The 20,557-nt window shown below is 55.2% G+C and carries 12 protein-coding genes, 2 tRNA genes and 2 pseudogenes; 10 read left to right on the forward strand and 6 right to left on the reverse strand.

What is annotated here, in order from left to right; genetic code table 11:
- The first annotated feature begins 46 nt into the window (after nt 1–46).
- The 8 genes and pseudogenes from TRESADRAFT_RS03435 (at nt 47) to TRESADRAFT_RS03465 (ending at nt 8,081) form a co-directional block, all read left to right on the forward strand.
- Nucleotides 47–1,723 (forward strand): Na/Pi cotransporter family protein, encoded by a 1,677-nt coding sequence (locus TRESADRAFT_RS03435; protein ID WP_002702908.1) that lies wholly within the window; start codon nt 47–49, stop codon nt 1,721–1,723.
- A 135-nt stretch (nt 1,724–1,858) separates the two neighbouring features.
- Nucleotides 1,859–2,026 (forward strand): annotated as a pseudogene (locus TRESADRAFT_RS16790) (YcxB family protein); the annotation flags it as partial.
- A 328-nt stretch (nt 2,027–2,354) separates the two neighbouring features.
- The gene (locus TRESADRAFT_RS03440) at nt 2,355–2,747 is read left to right on the forward strand and encodes a metal-dependent transcriptional regulator (protein WP_002702909.1); all 393 of its coding nucleotides are present in this window, start codon (nt 2,355–2,357) and stop codon (nt 2,745–2,747) included.
- Nucleotides 2,744–4,663, forward strand: coding sequence for an ABC-F family ATP-binding cassette domain-containing protein (locus TRESADRAFT_RS03445; RefSeq protein ID WP_002702910.1), 1,920 nt, complete (start codon nt 2,744–2,746; stop codon nt 4,661–4,663). Before TRESADRAFT_RS03440 ends, TRESADRAFT_RS03445 begins: the two co-directional genes overlap by 4 nt.
- Before the next feature lie 60 nt (nt 4,664–4,723).
- Complete coding sequence (gene dnaX, locus TRESADRAFT_RS15585) at nt 4,724–6,871, forward strand: DNA polymerase III subunit gamma/tau (RefSeq protein WP_002702911.1); 2,148 nt, start codon at nt 4,724–4,726, stop codon at nt 6,869–6,871.
- 98 nt (nt 6,872–6,969) lie between these two features.
- Nucleotides 6,970–7,293, forward strand: a pseudogene (locus TRESADRAFT_RS03455) (YbaB/EbfC family nucleoid-associated protein); the annotation flags it as partial.
- Nucleotide 7,294: 1 nt separating this feature from the next.
- Nucleotides 7,295–7,882 (forward strand): recombination mediator RecR, encoded by a 588-nt coding sequence (gene recR, locus TRESADRAFT_RS03460; protein ID WP_002702914.1) that lies wholly within the window; start codon nt 7,295–7,297, stop codon nt 7,880–7,882.
- A 126-nt stretch (nt 7,883–8,008) separates the two neighbouring features.
- Nucleotides 8,009–8,081 (forward strand) — tRNA-Ala (locus tag TRESADRAFT_RS03465).
- Between the two features lie 163 nt (nt 8,082–8,244).
- On the opposite strand, the gene TRESADRAFT_RS03470 is transcribed toward TRESADRAFT_RS03465, so the two are convergent.
- Together TRESADRAFT_RS03470 and TRESADRAFT_RS03475 are read right to left on the reverse strand one after the other, a co-directional pair.
- A complete protein-coding gene (locus TRESADRAFT_RS03470) occupies nt 8,245–10,293 on the reverse strand; it encodes a heavy metal translocating P-type ATPase (RefSeq protein WP_002702916.1) in 2,049 nt (682 codons plus the stop codon).
- A 13-nt stretch (nt 10,294–10,306) separates the two neighbouring features.
- Entirely contained in the window at nt 10,307–10,648 is a 342-nt protein-coding gene (locus TRESADRAFT_RS03475; protein WP_002702918.1) for an ArsR/SmtB family transcription factor, read from the reverse strand.
- Nucleotides 10,649–10,784: 136 nt separating this feature from the next.
- Between TRESADRAFT_RS03475 and TRESADRAFT_RS03480 the strand changes: the two genes are divergently transcribed.
- Entirely contained in the window at nt 10,785–12,629 is a 1,845-nt protein-coding gene (locus tag TRESADRAFT_RS03480) for a M3 family oligoendopeptidase (RefSeq protein ID WP_040842221.1), read from the forward strand.
- Nucleotides 12,630–12,875: 246 nt separating this feature from the next.
- Nucleotides 12,876–14,951: a methyl-accepting chemotaxis protein gene (locus TRESADRAFT_RS03485; RefSeq protein ID WP_002702921.1), complete on the forward strand. Its 2,076-nt coding sequence runs from the start codon at nt 12,876–12,878 to the stop codon at nt 14,949–14,951.
- Between the two features lie 51 nt (nt 14,952–15,002).
- Here the strand turns inward: TRESADRAFT_RS03485 and TRESADRAFT_RS03490 are convergent.
- From TRESADRAFT_RS03490 to TRESADRAFT_RS03505, 4 genes are all read right to left on the reverse strand, one after another.
- A tRNA-Tyr gene (locus TRESADRAFT_RS03490) sits at nt 15,003–15,084 on the reverse strand.
- Between the two features lie 87 nt (nt 15,085–15,171).
- A complete protein-coding gene (locus tag TRESADRAFT_RS03495) occupies nt 15,172–16,122 on the reverse strand; it encodes an undecaprenyl-diphosphate phosphatase (RefSeq protein ID WP_002702923.1) in 951 nt (316 codons plus the stop codon).
- Nucleotides 16,123–16,232: 110 nt separating this feature from the next.
- Entirely contained in the window at nt 16,233–18,896 is a 2,664-nt protein-coding gene (locus TRESADRAFT_RS14920) for a GGDEF domain-containing protein (RefSeq protein ID WP_002702930.1), read from the reverse strand.
- Nucleotides 18,897–19,453: 557 nt separating this feature from the next.
- Nucleotides 19,454–20,242, reverse strand: a complete 789-nt coding sequence (locus TRESADRAFT_RS03505) for a hypothetical protein (RefSeq protein WP_002702932.1) — start codon at nt 20,240–20,242, stop codon at nt 19,454–19,456.
- Nucleotides 20,243–20,557: the final 315 nt, after the last annotated feature.

Consider the following 20,557-nt stretch of genomic DNA (forward strand, 5'->3'; position numbering starts at 1 on the left):
CGCAAAGGGGCGAACAAACGCCCGATTTTCTCTATACTGTCGCATTATGGTTCTGAAAATAGTTAGTTTCGCCGGAAGCCTTTGCTTCCTCCTTTACGGAATGAAGCTCATGAGCGACGGAATACAGAAAAGCGCGGGCCAAAGGCTCAAAAGCGCGCTGAACTTCATGACGGGAAGCAGGTTCACGGGGCTTCTCACGGGCTGTATCCTTACGATGATAATACAGTCGTCGGGCGCGACGACCGTCATGCTCGTCGGCTTCGTGAACGCGGGGCTTGTGACGCTTGAGCAGACGGTCGGCGTCATTTTTGGCGCGAACATAGGAACGACCGTTACCGCGTGGATTGTCGCGCTCGTCGGGTTCGATTTCGACCTCAAGACGTTCGCGATTCCGATTTTCGGGCTTGGATACATCCTCACGCTCGCGAAGAAGCTCCGGAAGGAAAGCCTCGGAATCGCGGTCATGGGATTCGGGATGCTTTTTATCGGCTTGGGCTGGCTTTCGTCCACGTTCAAAGACCCGTCAACGGGCGAGACGATTCCCGCACTTATCGACGCGGTTCGCGACCTTGAAGGGTTCGGGACGTTCAGCATCGTGCTTGCCGTAATCGTCGGCGTCCTTTTTACCGCGCTTATCCATTCGTCGTCCGCGATGACGGCAATCGTAATCACTATCGCCGCGGCAGAGCCTTCGTTCTGGCATATCGGCGCGGCGCTCGTCATCGGCTCGACGATGGGCTCGACAATCGATTCGATAATGGCGTCAATCGGCGGCACCGACGACGCGAGACGGACGGCGCTCATCCACGTGATGTTCAACTGCTCGGCGAGCATTCTCGCGCTCGTTTTCTTCCGCCCGTTCCTGTTCCTCATCGAATCGATAATTCCCGGCGACATAACGGCGAAGAACATCTCGTACCACATCGCCCTCCTCAACACGGCGTTCAAGGTTATCGCGACGATTATATTCATCCCGTTCCCGCGCCAGATTGCGACCATCACGCGGAGAATTATCAAGGACAAGGAGAAGGACGGCGAGCGCGTCTACAAATTCGAGTTCAACGAGAAGACGGCGCAGGACATGCCGGAAACGTGCGTAATCCAGGCGCAGAAGGAAATCGCCGATTTTGCCGACGTCGTCGTGGAGATTTTCGACGAGCTCCAGATTGGAATCAGCAAGATGGATTCCGCGTTCGTGGAGAACGGATACGCGAAAATCGAGCGGCTCGAGGATTTCACCGACCAGATGCATCTGCAGCTGACGCATTACCTCATCCGCTGCTCAAGCCTGAACATAAGCGACGAGTCGAAGCAGAACGTCTCGCACATGCTCCTCATTTCCGAGGAATTCGAGAGCATGGCGGACGGATGCCTTTCGATTGCCGGTCAGATAAAGAAAGCCGTGGAGAAGGAGATGCCGTTCCGCAGCGAGGATTTGGAGAAGCTTCTTCCGTATTTCGAGCTTTCACGGCAGTTCCTCCAGTTCATCTACAAGAACGTCTCGAAGATTCAGCGCCTTTCCCGCGAGCAGTTCGAATTCGCCTCCGAGCTTGAGCAGGAAATCGACGGCGAGCGGAAATCGCTCAAGAAAATCGCGCGCAAACGCCTCGAAAGCGGTGCCGACGTCAAGGCGGAGCTTCTCTACCTCGACATCGTCCGCCAGATTGAGAAACTCGGCGACCGCTGCTTCGACATGGCGGACGAGCTCGGCAAGGGAAAATAATGTGCCCGGCCTGGATTTTCGGCAGGAATACGGCTTCCGTCGCCATTCCGAATTCCTGCCGGAATCCGGTTCTTGATGGCAAAAACGACGTTTTGTCCGCATGATTAGTATGCATCATGCAGAGGTTCGTATAAGTATACGTTGGAGGATTTTAGAAAAATCATTGTCAACAATAAAATAATTGCGATTTACGTATCTTATAGAAAAGCCATTTTAATTCCCCGCCATTTTTTCACTTCAAAAGAAGAAGAACTCGAAATCGAATCTTTCATAAAAGAGAAATATTCCCCTGATAAAAAATAGGATATGCCTGAATTTATCAAAATTTAAAAGATGCGATTTTCATTTTGAAAGTAAACAGAGGTTTCGTGTGATTTTTGGCCCAACCAAAGAAGATATACAAAAGTGGAATAGAAGCCGTTTTGTACAAGTTGTCTTATTAAGACAATTTCCGAACAGAGACAATTTTTTTGGCAAAAACAGCAAAATCCGAGGTTCGATTTATGGTAAAATAACCCGAGCTGAAACCGAATGAAAAACAGTCGTTTGGTTAATGCGTTTGCGTGAAGCGAAAAAAGGCGTTCGTATGAGCGGTGCGTCTGAATCTGAAATGGAAAAAAAGGAAACAAAAATGTACGAATCAGGTGAGGATTATCTCGAGGCGATTTTGCGCCTTCAGCTGGAGAACGGGTTCGTCCGTTCCGTTGATGTTGCCCACAAGCTTGCGGTGTCGCGCCCCAGCGTCAGCCGCGCGATGGGGCTTCTTGAAAAGGACGGTTATATCGAATTTTCGATGGGAAATATGATAAAGCTGACTGAGCAGGGGCAGAAAGTCGCGGAGGACATTTACGGAAGGCACAAGCTTCTGACCGCGTTCCTCCAGAAAATTACGGGCGTCCCCGAGGACCAGGCGGAGGAGAATGCATGCCGCGTCGAGCACGACATCGACCCGGACATCGTCGCGGGAATATCGAAATGGATGGAAGAGAACGGCGGAAGCGCTGACGGGAGCGCGGAGAAATGAACATCCTTTCGATAAACGGAATCTCACGCATGGGGCGCGAGGCTCCGCTTTTTTCCGGCGTGACGTTCGGGATGGACGAGGGCGACAAAGCCGCGATAATCGGGCGGAACGGTTCGGGAAAATCGACGCTGCTTTCGGTAATCGCGGGCGTCCTTCCTGCCGATGACGGTCAGGTCGTCGTAAGCCGCGACGCGGGGGTGAGCTTCCTTCCGCAGAATCCCGTTTTTGACGGGAACGATTCGATTCGCGACCACATTTTCAAATCCGACAGCCCGAAACTCCGCACGATAACGGAATACGAGTCGCTGTGCGGTAAAATGGCGGAAGGATTTTCGGCGGCGGAGCAGGCGCGGTTCGAGGAAATTTCGAGGAAGATGGATGAGGGCGATTTGTGGAACTACGAGTCGCACGTCCGCTCGATTCTCTCCACGCTCGGTCTGAACGACCTCGGGCGGAAAATGAGCGCGCTTTCCGGCGGGATGATAAAGAAAGTCGCGCTCGCGCAGGTTCTCGTGGAGGACACGAAGCTGCTTCTCCTTGACGAGCCGACGAACCATCTCGACATAACGACAATCCGCTGGCTTCAGGAGTACCTCGCCTCGACGAAGCGCACCGTCCTGATGGTCACGCACGACCGCTATTTCCTCGACGCGGTCTGTTCGAGCATCTACGAGCTTTCCCGGATGTCGCTCAAGCTGTACGAGGGAAATTATTCGAAATACCTTGAGAAAAAGGAAATCGAGGCGCAGATTGAGGAGAATACCGAGCGCCGGATTGAGAGCGTCCTCAGATTTGAGCGGGACTGGCTCATGCGTGGCCCGTGCGCGCGCGGAACGAAGGCGAAGGCGAGAATCCAGCGCGACGAGCAGCTCATAAACCGCGAGAAATTCGCCAAGGACAAGGGCTTCCAGTTCGAGGTCGCGGGAAGAAGGCTCGGCGGAAAAATCCTCGAGCTTCACGGAATCGGGAAGGATTTCCCCAAATCGTTCCCGATTCCGTCTTCCGGCGAAAATCGTGCGCCCGTCCTGCGCGATTTTTCGTACACGTTCAGCAAGGGCGAGAAAATCGGCATCTTCGGCGGCAACGGAAGCGGAAAATCGACGCTCCTCAACATAATCACGGGCGCGGTCAAGGCGGACGAGGGAACCGTCGTCGTCGGGGAGAACACGGTTTTCGGCTACTACCAGCAGAATCCGGTTTTCAAGGATTTGTCGCTGACCGTCCTTGAGTACATCGAGGAGGCGGCCGACATCGTGCGGATGAACGACGGGAAGACGCTGAGCGCGTCCCTTTTTCTGAACAGGTTCGGCTTCGAGGGAAAAATCCAGCATTCGATGCTTTCGACTCTTTCGGGCGGGGAGCGCAAACGCGTCTTTCTCGTGCGCCTGCTGATTTCGAACCCGAATTTCCTGATTCTCGACGAGCCGACGAACGACTTCGACATTTTCACGATGAACATCCTCGAGGAATTCCTGCTCGGCTACAAGGGATGCCTTCTCGTCGTCAGCCACGACCGCTATTTTATGGATAAAGTCGCGGACACGCTTTTCATCCTGGAGGACGACGGAAGTGTCTCGGGGTTCGTGGGAAAATGCTCGGAATACCTTGATTACCTCGACGAGCGGAAATCCGCCGAGACGGCAGAAAAAAAGGCGGAGCGGAAGAATTCCGAATCCGTTTCTTCGGGCACAAGCGCGCCTCAGCAGAAGAAAAAGCGCTCGTTCAAGGAGCAGAAGGAATTCGAATCGCTCGAATCGGAAATCGAATCGCTCGAATCGCGAAAGGCGGAGCTTGAGCCGCTCATGTCTAGCGCGGATTACGCCGTGTCGAAAAAAGCCGGCGACGAGTATTCCGCAATCGCCGCCCGCCTTGACGAAGCCTACGCGCGCTGGGAGGAGCTTGCCGAGCTCGGCTGATTGCGTCCCGCTTTCCGCCGGGCGATTTCATTGAATCGGGTTTTCCGCTAGAATGGGCGCATGGCTTACGAAGTGACAGCGACCCGCCGCCGTCCGCAGGCGTTTGACGCGCTTGCCGGGCAGGAATTCGTTGCGGAAACCCTGAAAAATACGATTGAATCCAAGAAAATCGCGCACGCGTATCTTTTTTCCGGCCCGCGCGGGTGCGGAAAAACGTCAACTGCGCGCATCCTCGCAAAGGCGCTGAACTGCGGAAACGGACCGTCCGCGACGCCCTGCGGGAAATGCTCGCACTGCATCGAGATTTCGAAAGGCATTTCCCCGGACGTCATCGAGATAGACGGCGCGTCGAACACGAGCGTCAACGATGTCCGCCAGATAAAGGAGGAAGTTCTCTTTCCCCCGCAGTCGTCCCGCTACAAAATATACATCATCGACGAAGTGCACATGCTTTCGACGTCGGCGTTCAACGCGCTTTTGAAGACGATTGAGGAGCCGCCGGAATACGCCGTTTTCATTTTCGCGACGACGGAGCTTCAGAAAGTTCCCGCGACGATAAAATCGAGATGCCAGCAGTTCAATTTCAGGCTCGTGCCGATAGACACCGTGGAAAAACTCCTCGCCGATGCCGCCGCCGAAATCGGGATTAAGGCCGACGAGGAGGCGCTTTATTGGGTTGCGCGCGAATCGACAGGCTCCGTCCGCGACGCGTACACGCTTTTCGACCAGGTCGCGGCTTTTTCGGGCGACCACATCACGTTCGAGAAAATCCGCGACAAGCTCGGGCTAGTCGGAGTCGATTCCCTTAACGTCATATTCGAGGACTGCGCGTCAGGACGCTCACGCGAGGCGCTCCTCAAGCTCGACGAATTCCTGCAGAACGGAATCTCAATCGAGCAGTTCATCGCAAATTCGACCGATTATCTGCGCTCGATTCTCCTCATAAAGAACGGGATAACGAAGGAATCCCTTTTGGGGCAGTCGCACGAGCGGTTTTCGATGACCGTCCTAAATTCATGGAATCCGATACAGATTGAGCGCGCCATATCGATTTTCCTTCAGCTGTACAAGGACATCCGCTTCTCGCTCAGCCCGCGCTATGAGCTTGAGCTTGCCGTTTCGCGTCTGTCGTGGCTTTCCGAATACGTCTCGCCCGTCGAGGTGAAAGTCGCAATCGACCAGGCGAGGAACATCCTTCTCGGCTCGCAGGCTGCCATGCAGCAGTCTTCCCGCCCGGTACAAGGCGCGCAGAACGGCGCGAACCTCGCTTTTTTGATGAACCCGACGGCGTGGCAGCAGAATCCGACCCCGCGCACGCAGGCAGTTCCGCCGCAGCCGCTCAAGCCGTCGAAGCCGCTTCCCGTCCTCGACGCGCTGAAAAACCTTCCCGAGTACCGGAACGCGACTTCCGTCACGGAAAACGCCGCTTCCGCGCCGAATCCATCTCCCGAAAATCCCGACCAGCCCGCGCCGAATCCAATTCCGCCTGCGAGCCAGAATTCCGCGCAGCCGACAAATCAGTTCCCGCCTGCGAGCCAGAATTTCGCGCAGTCGACGAATTCTGTTCCGCCCGCGAGCCAGAATTTCGCGCAGCCGACGAATTCTGTTCCGCCCGCGAGCCAGAATTCCGCGCAGCCGACAAATCCGGTTCCGCCCGCGAGCCAGAATTTCGCGCAGTCGACGAATCCTGTTCAGGGAGAATGGGGGAGCGCGGCGGCGGCGGTCGAGATTGGGCGCGGGGAGGATTTTGAGAAGATTCCCGAGGACAGAATTCAGAAATTCGTCATCGATGCGCTTTCCGTGCGCGACGAGATTCTTGCCGCGCTTTTCATGAACACGCGCGCGTGGAAGAAGTCGCCGGGAAAAGTGACGTTCGAGGTCGGCTCGGAATTCGACAGGGTGAGTTTCGCTTCGTCGAGGAACAAAATCCTCGATGCGTTCGGGAAAATATTCAGCGCGCCCGTCGATTTTGAGGCTGTCCTCCGGAAAGTGGAGGTAGTCGACCTTTCCGAGAACGCGCCGCCTGCCGTGAAGCTTCTCTGCGAGACGTTCCGGGGCAGCGTCGTCGGCGTTACTGATTCCGCGGGCGAGCAGGTTCCCGCAGCAAGCGAGCCTGCTCAGAATGCGGAAAGCGCGCGCGGCGAGGAGGCGGATTCCGGGTTCGAGGAGGAATTCGCGCCCGAAGATATCATGCCTGATGACGACTGACGGCGGCGGAAAACGTATGCGAACAACAGGCCTGTTCGGAATGCGATTCCGGTCATGCCTGTTTTTGATGCCGGTATTCCGGATTTCAGTTTTGGAGGAAAAAAATGGTCAATCCATTCGAACTTGTAAAGAACCTCAAGAATGTTGAGGAGAACATGAAGAAAATCAAGGACGAGCTTGCGGGCGTTACGGCGACAGGCTCGGCGGGGGGAAACATCGTCCAGGTTACGCTGAACGGGCAGTTTTCCATGGTCTCGATAAAAATCGATCCGATTGCGCAGGGCGACGTTCCGATGCTTCAGGATTTGATTGTCGCGGCGCACCACAACGCGATGGAGAAAATTCAGGAAGTGATAAAGGAAAAGGCAGGCCCGCTTCTTGGAGGAATGAACCTCGACGGGCTAAACATTCCGGGGCTGTGAGATGAACGCAATAGACGAACTTGCCGAATCGTTCTCGCGTCTTCCCGGAATCGGAAAAAAATCGGCTGTCAGGCTGGTGAACTACATCCTCAAGGCCGACCGCGACTGGAACAGGCGTTTCGCGTCGCAGATTTCCGGTTTGCAGGACAAAATCCGCGAGTGCTCGGTCTGCGGCTCGTGGACGGAAAAAGACCCCTGCCCGATATGCTCGGACATGATGCGCGACAGAACGACCATTTGCGTCGTCGAGCAGCCGAACGATGTCGCCGTCATCGATTCGTCCGGGGAATACAAGGGGCTTTTCCACGTTCTTGGCGGCGTGATTGCCCCGCTTGAGGGAGTCGGACCCGACAACCTCCGGATTTCCTCGCTCATTTCGCGCCTCCGCGACGGCACCGTAAAGGAGGTCATCGTCGCGACAAACCCGACGGTCGAAGGCGACACGACGGCGCTCTACATCCAGCGCGTCGTTTCCGCGATGGGGGTGAGCGTGACGAGACTTGCGAGCGGACTTCCTGTCGGGGGAAACCTCGAGTACGTGGACAGGCTCACGCTTGCGCGGTGCTTCCGGGGACGCACGAAAATTTGACGGAATCATTTCATGGCTGGCATTTTCGTCCGCCATGAAATGAAGAATGAAGATTTTTTTACGATTTTTTTTCGTTTTTGCAGTTGACATTTTTTTTCGATATCGATAATATCTTTAATCACTTATGGGGGCGTAGCTCATCTGGTAGAGCATTTGGTTCGCAATCAAAGGGTGGTCGGTTCGAGTCCGATCGTCTCCACAAATCCCGGAACAAAAGTTTCGGGATTTTTTTTATGCCCGCAAAATCGTTCTGTATGCTGCCCATTCTTGATGAACGCGGTCCCGTTTTTTTCAGCGAAAACCGTCATTCCGGCTTTGTTCGGAATGACGGGGCTGGGGCGCATTTTCGTGCCGGATTTTTTCTACTTTAGGGCGCGCATGGCGTTGAGAACCGCGAGAAAGCAGACGCCGACGTCGCCGAAAACCGCGAACCACATGTTCGTGATGCCGAGCGCGCTCAAAACCATGATGGCGGTTTTTATGGCGAGCGAGAAAACGATGTTCTGCCAGACAATCGACACCGTTTTTTTCGCGATTCTGATTCCTGTCGGGATGCGGGCAATGTTGTCGTCCATGATGACGATGTCGGCCGCCTCGATTGATGCGTCGCTTCCTATTGCGCCCATCGCGATTCCGATGTCGGCGCGCGCGAGTACGGGCGAGTCGTTCACCCCGTCGCCGACGAACGCGACGGCGCCCGCGTTTTCCGCGATGTACGACTCGAGGTGCGCGACCTTCTGCTCGGGAAGGAGGGCTGCGTGGAAATCGTCAAGCCCGAGCGCGCCCGCGATTTTCCGTGCCGCGTTTTCCGAGTCGCCCGTCAGCATCGCGATTTTCCGCGCGCCGCTTTTCCGTATGCCCGAAATCGCCTGCGCCGCGTTTTCCTTCAGCTCGTCGGAAATGTGAATCGCGCCCGCGTATGTTCCGCCGACAGCCACGTGGACGACCGTTCCGCAGGAATCGTCCGCGTTTTCTTTTTTGAACCCGCGCGCGCATTCCTTTTCCATCAGGCGTGCGTTCCCGACGGCGACTTTTTGCCCGCCGATATGGGCGACGACGCCGAGCCCCGCGATTTCCGTTATATCATCTGCCCCGGGGATTTCTTTTTCCGGAAGATTCTCCGCCGTGTGCTCAGCAATCGAGCGCGCTATCGGGTGGTTCGACTTCGATTCCGCGCTGTTCGCGAGCGCGACCAGTTCCTCGGGCGAAAAACCGCCGCTGCAGACGACTTTTGAGACTTTGAAGACGCCTTTCGTGAGAGTTCCCGTCTTGTCGAAAACGAACGTGCGCGCCTTTGCGAGCGATTCGATGAAATTCGAGCCTTTTACGAGGATTCCGTTCTTCGATGCCGCGCCGATTCCAGAATAGAACGACAGCGGAATCGAAATTGCCAGCGCGCACGGGCAGGAGACGACGAGGAACATCAGCGCGCGGTAGAACCAAATCCGGAAGGAAACGTCATTGCCCGCGAGTTTCAGAAGCGCCGGAGGAATCAGCGCGACCGCGAGCGCGGCAATGCAGACGGCCGGCGTGTAGACTTTCGCGAACCGCGTGATGAATTTCTCCGATTTCGCCTTCACCTCGCTCGCTTCCTTCGTCAGATGGAGGATTCTTGAGACGGCGCTTTTGGAAAATTCCTTCGTCGTCTCGATTCTGATGACGCCCTCCGTGTTGATGAATCCCGCGAGAACTTCGTCCCCCGCCGCGATTCTCCGCGGGACGCTCTCGCCTGTCAGCGCGGACGTGTCCGCGAACGACTCGCCGGAGATGATTCTGCCGTCGAGGGCAATCCGCTCGCCGGGGCGCACCTCGATTGTCTCCCCGACCGCGATTGTCTCGGGGCTTACGGTTTGCTCCGTCCCGTTCCTGATTGCGCGCGCTGTTTCCGGGCGGATGTCCATCAGCGACGAAATCGACGCGCGCGATTTGTCGACGGCGTAATCCTGGAAGAATTCCCCGACCGTGTAGAGGAGCAGGATTGCGACGCCCTCGGCAGGCTCCCCGATGAGCACCGCGCCGACAGACGCGATTGTCATGAGAAACTGCTCCCCGAAAATGTTCCCGCGCCGTATGTTCGAGATTGCGCTGCGGATGATGTCCTTTCCGATGATGAGATACGAGACGAGGAACATCGCGAGCGGGATTGTTCTGGCGAACGGCTGCGCGCCTGCCGCGCCGGGAATGTCCGCGTGCGCGATTACGATTCCCGCCACGAGAAGGAGCGCGGAGACGACCATCTTCCGCACAGTTTTCCCTTTGTCCTCCTCGTCGCCATCATCATCGTCGTCGTGGCAGCATCCGCAGCTGAGCGAATCGTAGTGGTGCTCGTGATGGGCGTGGTGTCGCTCATCATGAACGTGACAGCACGCGCAGCATCCTTCTTCCGTTTCTTTTTTCTCGGTTTCCTTCATAATCTGCCTCCTCTTATTCCCGCGTCTCTTTCTGCTCGCGCATTTCCGTGACGTGCTCAAGCCCCGTCCTGAGGATTTCCGCGATGTGGTGGTCGTCGAGCGCGTAGAGTATCGATTTCCCTTCCTTCTGCGTCCGGACGAGCCTGTTCACCCGCAGAACCTGAAGCTGGTGGCTTACAGCGGATGCCGACATACCCAGAAGGGAAGCCATCTCTCCGACGTAGAGCGGACGCTCCTGCAGCGAGAACAATATCTTCAGCCGGGTCGAATCCCCGAACACTTTGAACAAATCGGAAAGGTCGAAAACCGTGTTCTCCTCGGGGATTCCCGCCGTTTTCTTTTCTTCTTCCGCCATGTGCGCCTCCTGTTTTTATATGAATGAATGTTCATATGTTCAATTGTTCATATATTAATCCGCGCCGCCTCGTTTGTCCAGAGGGCGCCCTGCGAATTCGGTTACGATGCCGGGCTGTTGTGGTATAATTCGCGCCATGAGCAATAATATGATTCCCCGATGGAATCTCGATTCCATCTTTCCGCCGGTACAATCTGCCGGATACGACAAAGTCATCGCGGAATACGTCTCCGGAATGGACAATCTGGAGAACCTCGTCACTTCCGCGAAAAAGCTGATGAAGAATGCGCCCGCAAACTTCGATTTTCCGATGTGGCTGAAAGGATTCCTCGAGGCGGAGGACGCGACGCTGCGCCTTTCCTCGTCGCTGAACGCATTCGCGTACATTGTGTATTCGGTGGACACGACGAACACCGATTTCCTGAACAACATATCGCGCATTGACGAATTGGGGCTGCGCCTTGAGAAAATCGGGCTCGATTTCCAGAGCATCCTCGTCATGAACGAAGCGCGCCTTCCGCAATTTTTCGAGCGCTTCCCCGAATTCGCCCAGTACGAATTCATCCTCGGCGAGGAAATTGCCGATGCGAGGCACAAAATGACGGCGGCGGAGGAGAACCTCGCCTCCGACATGCAGCGGACGGGCGGGAATGCGTGGGACCGCCTGCACGAGCAGATTATCTCGAACCTTTCTGACGGGAACGGGAAGACGTTCAACGAAATCCGAAACGATGCCTATTCTGCCGACAAGAACGTGCGCCGCAGTTCATACGAAAAGGAGATTTCCCTTCTCAAGCGCAACGAGATTGCGTTCGCCGCGTGCCTGAACAACCTCAAGGGCGAGACCGTCGCGCTGAACAAGCGCAGGAAGTGGGGCGACGCGCTCGACCGCGCGCTTTTTTCGAGCCGCATGGGAAGGAAGACGCTCGAAGCCCTTGTCGGCGCGATAGAGGATTCCCTTCCGTCGTGGCGCGATTATTTCCGCGCGAAGGCTTCGTTCCTCAGGAAGAACGGGATGACGGCAAGCGAGAAAGCCGGCACGGAAAGCGACGGCGGAATCGCGTTCTACGATTTGTTCGCGCCGATGACTGCGTCGGAAAAAAACGATTCAGTGCTTTCGCGGAAATGGACGTTCGCCGAGGCGCGCGACTACATCATCGAGCGCTACAGCTCGTTCTCGGAGGAGATGGGGGCTTTCGCGAAAAAGGCGTTCGATTCCGGGTGGATTGACGCGGAGTGCAGGGAAGGGAAGGTCGGCGGCGCGTACGACGAGGATTTCGCCGTCAACCACGAGAGCCGCATCATGACGAACTTCACGGGCGCGTTCTCCGACGTGATAACGCTCGCGCATGAATTGGGGCACGCGTACCATTTTTCTTGCATGAAGGGAAAACCGTGCGCGTTCTTCTCGTATCCGATGACGCTCGCGGAGACTGCCTCGACGTTCGCGGAGACAATCGTAAAGCAGGACATGATTGCCCGCTGCTCCGGCGCCGACAGAATGCAGATTCTCGACCTGGATCTTCAGGATGCGAGCCAGGTTCTCGTCGACATCCTGAGCCGCTTCTATTTCGAGCGCAGCGTTTTTGAGGAAAGGTCGAAGAGCGAGTTGAATTCAGCCGATTTCTGCCGTCTTATGCGCGACGCCCAGGAAAAATCGTACGGCGACGGGCTGTGCCGCGACGAGCGCCACGAATACATGTGGGCGGTGAAGTCGCACTATTATTCGACGGGGCTCGATTTCTACAACTTCCCGTATGCGTTCGGGCAGCTTTTTGGCGCGGGGCTGTACGCGCTCTACAAGAAGGAGGGAAAATCCTTCGCCGGACGGTACGCGGAGCTTCTTTCGCGCACGGGTTCCATGAGCTGCGAGGAACTGTGCCGCGAGGCGGGGTTCGACATCGAGTCAAAGGAATTCTGGCGGAGCGGAATCGACATGTACGTCAAGGAAATCGTCGAGCTGAAAAAACTCGCGCGGTGATGATTCGGGGCGCGGAAAGATGCGCCGTGCCCCGCGTTTTTTCCGCCATGACAAAAAATTGACGTTTCTTGCGCGGAAAAACGCAGGCCCGCGAATTTTTTTCGGAAACAATGCCGTTCATACGCGAAAAGTGATTTCACAAAACTGCCGGATGTGCTATAAATCTGCGCATACGAAGGCGTAATTCCTGAAAAGGGAATTGCGCCTTTTTTGTTTTCATTTAAAAAACAAAAGCGGGGGAGTTTTATGAAAAGCATTAAGCTGAAACTGTGGTTCGGGTATGCGGCGATTGTTCTTTTTTCGGTGTCAATCGTTTCCGCGCCGTTTCTTTTCAACGAGATAAGGGGGCTTGAGCGCAACATACGGAAAGAGGCCGCCCTGAACATGAATATCGAGCACGATTCCGTGACCGCCCTTTTCGAGAAGCCGCAGGCTGTGGTGAAGACGCTCGCGCTTTATTGCAAGCAGGATGTTCTCGACCTGAAAACCGCGCAGGACGATTTTGCGGAGCTTATAAAGAACGACACGACGATTTCCGCCGCCTATTTCTGCGAGGCTCGGAAAGTGAATGAGGGCGGGCTTTTTTACTATTCCGGCGGGTGGGTTCCTTCAGGCGACTACGACCAGTACCAGCGTTCCTGGTTCACGGACGCGCAGAAAGCCAGCGGTATTGTCGTCACGGAGCCGTATCTGGACGTCCCGACAAAATCGCTCGTGGCGTCTGTCGTTCTTGCGACGTACGACGATTCGGGGGCGTTCACCGGCGTGTGCGGGCTTGACATCTCGCTCAAGACGCTGAGCGACGCGATCGGCAGCCTGAAGCTTTCGGAAAGCGGAAAATCGTTCATCCTCGACAGGAACGGGCTGTATCTGACGAACGACTATATGGGAAAAATCCAGACGGCGAATTTTTTCGACGAGTATCCGGCGTTCGCGAAATTCAAGGGAAAAATCGGCAGCGACGTGTTTTTTGAGCCGCGCGTCGGGGGAAAATACATCGCCGCGCAGGTAATCGACGAGAAATCGGGATGGATTCTGGCGACCGTCGGAAATTCGGGCGAGATATACCTGCATTTCGAGCGGGAAATCCTTTTTGTCGTGCTGATGGGCGTGGCGAGCCTCGGCATCTCGCTTTTCGCGGCATTTTTCCTTTCCTCGAAAATCGTGACCCCGATAAAATCCGTCGTGGGTGCCGTGGACAGAATCGCCGCCGGGAACGCCGACCTGACGAAGCGGCTCACCGTTTCCGGAAACGACGAAATCTCGAATCTTGGAAACGGTTTCAACAGGTTCATGGAGAAAATGCAGGGAATAATCGGCGACGTGAAATCGTCGAAGAACGAGCTGGCGCGCGCGGGCGAGGATTTGTCGAGCGCGACGAGCGACACGGCGAATTCGATTGGCGCGATTCTGCAGAGCATAAAGGGAATGCACGAGAAAATCGACAACCAGAAGGAATCCGTCCTTCAGGTATACGCTGCGGTGAACCAGATTGCGCGGACGTTCGATTCGTTCGAGGGCATCGTTGAAAGCGAGTCGTCAAGCGTCTCGCAGGCGTCGGCGGCTGTCGAGCAGATGATTGGAAGCATCTCGTCCGTGAACGAGTCGGTGGAAAAGATGACCGCCTCGTTCAGCTCTCTCCGCGCCGATTCCCATGTCGGAATATCGAAGCAGAAGGCGGTGAACGACAAAATCACGGAAATCGAAATCCAGTCGAAGATGCTCCATGAGGCGAACAAGACGATTTCGCTTCTCGCGAGCCAGACGAATCTTCTTGCGATGAACGCCTCGATTGAGGCTGCGCACGCGGGAAAGGCGGGCAGCGGTTTTGCCGTCGTCGCGGAGGAAATCAGAAAACTTTCGGAAACGTCGTCGGCGCAGTCGAAGACGATAGGAATGCAGCTTGCGAACATCAGGAAATCGATAAGCGATGCTGTCGCCGCGTCCTCCGAGTCGAACATCTCGTTCGAGTCCGTGTCGAAAAAACTCGAGGAGACGGACGCCCTCGTCACGCAGATTCAGTCGGCGATGGAGGAGCAGAACGAAGGTTCCCGGCAGATTACGGGCGCGCTCCACGCGATGAACGACAGCGCGGAGGAGGTGAGGACGTCTTCGTCGGAGATGGCGCAGGGAAACAGGACGATTTTCGGCGAAATGGGGCTTCTTCAGAAAGCTGCCCTCGAAATGTGCAGCAGCATGGAGGAAATGTCGGCAAACGCGCAGAAAATCCGCGAGACGGGCTCCGCGCTGAGCAGCGTCTCCGCGCACATAAAATTCTCAATCTCGAAAATCGGCGAGCAGGTTGACCAGTTCAGGGCGTAGGGCAAACTGTTCAGGGCAAAAAAAAACGGAAACTTTTCAGTTTCCGTTTTTTGGGGAGTGAGGGACTCGGACCCCCGAACCCGAAAGGGAGCGGATTTACAGTCCGCCGCAATTGCCGCTATGCGAACTCCCCGTAAATGAGGGCTAAACTATACAGTAAAAAACGTTCCGTGCCTAGCCCTATCGGTAAAAATGTCAGAATCTTGTCATCCGATTCTGCTCAGAAGAAAATCAGCCCGAGAATGCCGAGCGGGATAAGGTACGCGGCGAACCATTCGATTTTTCCTTTCTGTATAATCTTCATGAGGATTGCGAGCGCCGCGTACCCGAAAACGAGCGCCGTCACAAAGCCTGCCGCCGCCGGCGCGATTCCGACCGTCTCCGAAAAATACTGCATCGCGGAAAGCCCCGCCGCCGCCGCGTCCGACATGACATCCTTGAGCGTGAGCGCGAACGCTCCCAAAATCGCCGGGATGGACACGAGGAACGAGTAGTCGCCCGCCGTCCTTCTGTCGACTTTGCACAGAAGCGCGCCCGCAATCGTCGAGCCGCTCCGCGAAATTCCCGGCAGCGTTCCGATTCCCTGCGCGACGCCGATGATGATTGCCTGTATCGGCGTCATCGCCGTGTCCTGTACGGCGTAGAAATCGTCCTTTATTTCCGTTTCCGGCTCGAAAAGCGCGACGTGCTTGCGCGAGAACAGCTTCGAGGCGATGAGGAGCAGCGCGGTGACGACGAATCCCGCGGCAACTGCTTTGAGCGGAAGTTCCGGAAGCAGCTTCTTGCTTGCGATTCCGAGAACGCCCGTGACGAGCGTCGTTATGATGACCATGATTATGGTGTTGCGCCCGATTTCTTCCGTGGGGGCGAGCGCGGCGATTCTCGCGTCGGTGTCTTTCGCGGGGGCGACGTTGCAGACGTTGTAGGCCTGCTTTTCCGATTTCCTGAAAATCCACCTGAACAGGATTGCGAACAGTTTCGCTATCACCTTCCTGAAATAGATGACAACTGCTCCGAGCGTCGCGATGTGCAGCAGAACGTCGAAGAACAGCGGCACGTCCTCAAGCCCGAGAAGGTGCTGCGCGACTTTTAGGTGCCCGCTTGATGAGATGGGGAGAAATTCCGCTATTCCCTGCAGAATTCCGAGCAAAAAACCCTGTAGAACTGTCAAAGGTTCCTCCTGATGATTTTCCACCGTCCCCTCGTCGTAGGGCGGTGCTTTTAGTCCGGATGATTTTAGTATAAAACGCAAAAAAATCCAAAACCCCCATCGGTTTCGGGTCAGCGGGCGAACGTGCTGAGATTGAGGTCTGAAAGAATCGCCTCGATGCTTTTTTTCTCGTCGGGGACGTACCGGGCGGCGACCGTTACCGTTATTTTGACGGTCTCGCCGTTTTTGTAGAACGTCCGCCCGATTCTTTTCTTGAATTCCTCCGTGAGCATTTTGATAGGCTTCGAGTCGGATTCCTCCTCGTCGAGCAGAATCATGAATTTGTCGCTTCCGACGCGCGCCGTTATCGATTTTTTGAAGAAATCCTTTATCCTGTGCGCCGTTTCCTCAAGTATCTCGTCGCCGAATTTGTATCCGAACGCGGCATTGCATTTCTTGAAGTCGTCGATGTCGGCGAGCATCAGGATTCGCTTCTTCCCTTCCTTGCGCGCTTCCTCGACCTCGTAGCTGATGAGCTCGAAGGCGTAGCTCCGCGAGAAGATTTTCGTAAGCGAGTCCATGTCCGTGAAGTTGAGCGGGGCGAGGATGTTCTTCTTCTGGATTGTCCTGTCGGAGACGCAGATGTACGACCACAAATCGTCGCTCGTGTGCATCTTGAAAAGGTGCATCGTCATCCGCATTTTCGCCTTCTTTCCGTTGCGCATACGCTCGTATTCGAACGAGCGTATCTCGTTCTTTCCGAATGAGCTGTTGAGGAGCGAATTCCTGTCTACGAATGCTCTGTACGCGTCGCGGTATTCGGGCGAGATGACGTTCTTCATGACGTATTCATATTCCTCGGTGTATGAGATGTCCTCCTTTCCGAGCGCGGGGCTTTTGATTTCCTCCCGCCACATCTGCGCGCCCTTCACGTTTATGAGCTTGTTCTTCGTTATGTTCACGATAAGCTCGTACAGCGACGACGACTCTCCCGGCGTCTTGAACCGCTTTATGTAATATTCGATTGACTTTATTTTCTCGAAGCTTTCGATTACGCACGAGACGAGGAGGCTTTTCTTGAAATTCTCGGCGGAAAGCGGCTTCGAGTAGTAGAAGCCCTGGATGCTGTCGCAGCGCAGGTTCTGGAGGAACTCGACCTGCTGCATGTTCTCCACGCCCTCCGCCGTGACGTGCATCCCCAGCTCCTTCGCCAGCGCGATTGTGTGCTCGAGGAGGCGGTCTCCGCTGTAGTTTCCGATGTAGTCGATGAGGCTTTTGTCGAGCTTGAGCGTGTCGAAATGCATCGTGTTGAGCGACGCGAGCGACGAGTATCCAGTCCCGAAATCGTCCATCTGCAGCGGGAATCCTTCCTTGTGGAAGCTTTCCGCAATCGATTTTATGTCGATGTTGTCGACCGTCGCCGATTCCGTAATCTCAAGCGGGACGTAGTTCGGGTCGATGCCGATTTTCTCCGCGATGTATTTGTATTGGGACGCGATGTTCCGGTAGTAGAGGCTTCCGCGCGAGAGGTTTATCGAAACGGGGACGATGTCGATTTTCTCGTCGAGCCATTTTTTCTGCTGCTCGCAGACGGCGCGGAAAACGTACTCGTCGAGGATTTTTATCATTCCGTTCCTTTCGAAAAGCGGGATGAATTCTCCCGGCATCGTGTATTCGCTTCCGTTTTTCTTCCACCGCACGAGGGCTTCCGCGCCCACAAGCGTCGTCGTTTCCGGATTGTATTTGGGCTGGTACCAGATTTCGAAAAGGTTGTTCGAAATCGCGTCCTTGAACGCTTCCTCTATCGATTTTTCGTGGCTCAGCCGCTCCGTGTCGTCCTGCGAGAAGAACGCGTAGTTTTTGTCCCGCGACTCCTTGACTTTGTGCTTTGCCGTCACGGTCTTGCTGTACGCGAATTCGACTTTCTCGTCCGGCGTCCAGAACGCAATCCCGAAATACGGGACAAGCTGCGGAATGTCGAAGTCGATGGAGATGAAGCTCAGCGAATCCGTAATCCGCCCTATCGTCCGCCGGAGTTTGTCCGCGTTCTCCTCGGAAATTTCGTTCAGATTGGAAAGGAAGAACACGAAATGGTCGGCGTTTATATGTCCGATGAAATCGTTCTTGTCGAGCATCGCTTTCAGCGTCTCGTGGATTATCCGCAGTATGCCGTTCGATTTCTGTATTCCGCACACGGAATTTATTATCCTGAACGCCCGCAAATCCATCGAGACGATGTATCCCGGCGTTCCCTGGTCGTGGAGGTTCTCCTTGAATTTGATGTAGTTGTCGCCGCCCGTCAGCTGGTCTATGTATGCGTTGCGCTCAAGCTCCCGCTTCTTTTCCTCCTCCTCCCTTATCCTGCTCGTCGTGAAGTCGCGCAGGATGACGAGCGCCTTGATGTCGCCGCTCTCGTCGTCTTTCGTGAGGATTATGGATTCCCGCAGGTAGAGTTCCTCGCCGATTTCCTTCGTAGTCCAGTATTCCGTGCCGCGGTTGTATTTCCCCGCCTCGAACAGCGCAATCAGGCGCTCTCGGAATTTCTTGTAGTTGATGAGCGGCCGCGGCTTTTCGAGCTGCTCGAGGGAAATGCGCTCGCACCAACGCTTCACGAATTCCGTGAACGTGCAGTTTTTCTCAAGCCCGAGGAGCGCGAGCATGTCGATTTCCTTTCCGCCTAAATCGAGGATGACCTCGGATTCTATTTCGTCTTTCGTGACGTTCACGTCGAACGACGCGATCGCGCCCGAAATTATTGCCCTTCTGTACTGCTGCTCAAGAGATGTGCTGCCCATAAAAACGACCTCGCTGAAAAATTGAACGCGCCGGGAATTCCCGTTTTCCCGGCATTCTTCGCCGTTTTCGTGGGCGATGCCCTGCAAAATGGCTGTTCGGGCAACAGGTTCTGCCTGATTCCCGTTCTGCTTCCGAATTGATGGAAATTCGGGCGCGCATTTTCAAAAATGCCTCCAAACGGCGATGTTTGAAGGCTCCTGCTTTAAGGTTCGTGTCCGGAACTGCGCACCATTGTCGCATCGCTCGTTGCGGACACTTTGATTATATCACGTTTTTTCCGGAAACCGATTCCGGCTTTAGTAAAAACTGTGCTTTTCTTTCGCGGAAATCCCGTTCAGCATGAGTTTTTTTGTAATCTGCCGTGAGCCGTAAAAAGAAAAACCGCCGGGAAGCGGGGCTTCAGTCCGGCGGTTTGTTTTCTGTTTTGAATAAACCTGTTCGGAAACCTCAGTTTCAGAACAGGTTGCCTTAAAATGCGATGCTCAAAACGTGCTATTTGCGCGATTTTGAACTCGCCGACTTGAGCGATGCTTTTCGGAAAACCCGTTCGGTCGGGCTAGTATTCCTGATGCGTTCCGTCTATGTAGTTTATCTCGACTTTCTGCACCTTTATCGTGTCGATTGCGGTGTCGTCCCACATCGATGCGGTCGAAAGCTCGTACCGCTCGCCGTCCTTTATGACCGCGCCGATTGCAATCCGCGTCTCATCAAGCCCGCCCGTCTTTGTCTTCACGATTGTTCCTTTCTTGAGCGCGGAAATCGTCAGCGTGAGGTCGCTTATGTCCTTCATCGAGATGTTCCTGAACGATATTTCCGCGTTGACGCCGACGACTTCCTTTTTCGAATTCTTCTCAAGCGCCGGCTCGACGGAAAGAGAAGCGAGCGGCTTTATCGGCTGGTCGTAGAAGAGCGTGAGGAGGAATGACGTCCCGTCCTTCGTGAGCTCGACGCGCGTCTTGAGCTTCGTCTCGGGATATGTCACCGCGAAGTAGCGGAATTTCGTCGCCGACGTGAGCTTGTAGTTCATGACGTTGCTCGCCGCCCCCGTTCCCTTCCGCTCGTTGTAGTCGGAAAGCTTTATTTTGCTGAAGAGAACCCAGCCTTTTGGAATGGACTCGTTCTTCTTTGACGGCGTCTCGTCGTATGCGTACACGGAAAATTCGTATTTCTCCGCCGTTTTGTTGAGCGCCTCCACGTTCTTGAAATCGGAAAGCTCCTTCGAGTCAATCGTCACGAACGACGAGCTCGACTTGAATTCCGGAAATTCATCCGCCACCGCCGGAACCAACGCGAGCGCAATTGCCGCTGCCGCCGCGCTTATAGCGGTTTTGAATATCTTCTTCATTTTCATCTCCTTGATGCAAAAAATCGGGAATCCCCCGGAAAAACTGCGACGCAGCTTTTTTGCTAAAAGATTATAACGTTCATTCCGTGTCCCGTGAACCTGCGCCCGTGGACCTTTGCGCGTCCTAAGCGTTATTGGTTGGCACGGGCGTTCGCCGGCACGCGGGGTGCGTGCCTACCGTGGTTGATGTGCGCGTTTTTTTCCGCGGATGGGAGTAGGCGAGGTTCCGCGCCCCGTGGACCTTTTTCGCGTCCTAGGCGTTATTTGTCGGAACGGGCGTTCGCCGGCACGCGGGGTGCGTGCCTACCGTGGTTG

This window comes from Treponema saccharophilum DSM 2985, from assembly GCF_000255555.1.
GTDB classification, from domain to species: domain Bacteria; phylum Spirochaetota; class Spirochaetia; order Treponematales; family Treponemataceae; genus Treponema_D; species Treponema_D saccharophilum.

Coding starts and splice junctions, on each gene's coding strand:
- TRESADRAFT_RS14920 (WP_002702930.1), bottom strand. CDS start 18,896: ATGGGCAGCACATCTCTTGAGCAGCAGTACAGAAGGGCAATAATTTCG.
- TRESADRAFT_RS03435 (WP_002702908.1), top strand. CDS start 47: ATGGTTCTGAAAATAGTTAGTTTCGCCGGAAGCCTTTGCTTCCTCCTT.
- TRESADRAFT_RS03470 (WP_002702916.1), bottom strand. CDS start 10,293: ATGAAGGAAACCGAGAAAAAAGAAACGGAAGAAGGATGCTGCGCGTGC.
- TRESADRAFT_RS03505 (WP_002702932.1), bottom strand. CDS start 20,242: ATGAAGAAGATATTCAAAACCGCTATAAGCGCGGCGGCAGCGGCAATT.
- TRESADRAFT_RS03445 (WP_002702910.1), top strand. CDS start 2,744: ATGAACATCCTTTCGATAAACGGAATCTCACGCATGGGGCGCGAGGCT.
- TRESADRAFT_RS03480 (WP_040842221.1), top strand. CDS start 10,785: ATGAGCAATAATATGATTCCCCGATGGAATCTCGATTCCATCTTTCCG.
- TRESADRAFT_RS03440 (WP_002702909.1), top strand. CDS start 2,355: ATGTACGAATCAGGTGAGGATTATCTCGAGGCGATTTTGCGCCTTCAG.
- dnaX (WP_002702911.1), top strand. CDS start 4,724: ATGGCTTACGAAGTGACAGCGACCCGCCGCCGTCCGCAGGCGTTTGAC.
- TRESADRAFT_RS03475 (WP_002702918.1), bottom strand. CDS start 10,648: ATGGCGGAAGAAGAAAAGAAAACGGCGGGAATCCCCGAGGAGAACACG.
- TRESADRAFT_RS03485 (WP_002702921.1), top strand. CDS start 12,876: ATGAAAAGCATTAAGCTGAAACTGTGGTTCGGGTATGCGGCGATTGTT.
- recR (WP_002702914.1), top strand. CDS start 7,295: ATGAACGCAATAGACGAACTTGCCGAATCGTTCTCGCGTCTTCCCGGA.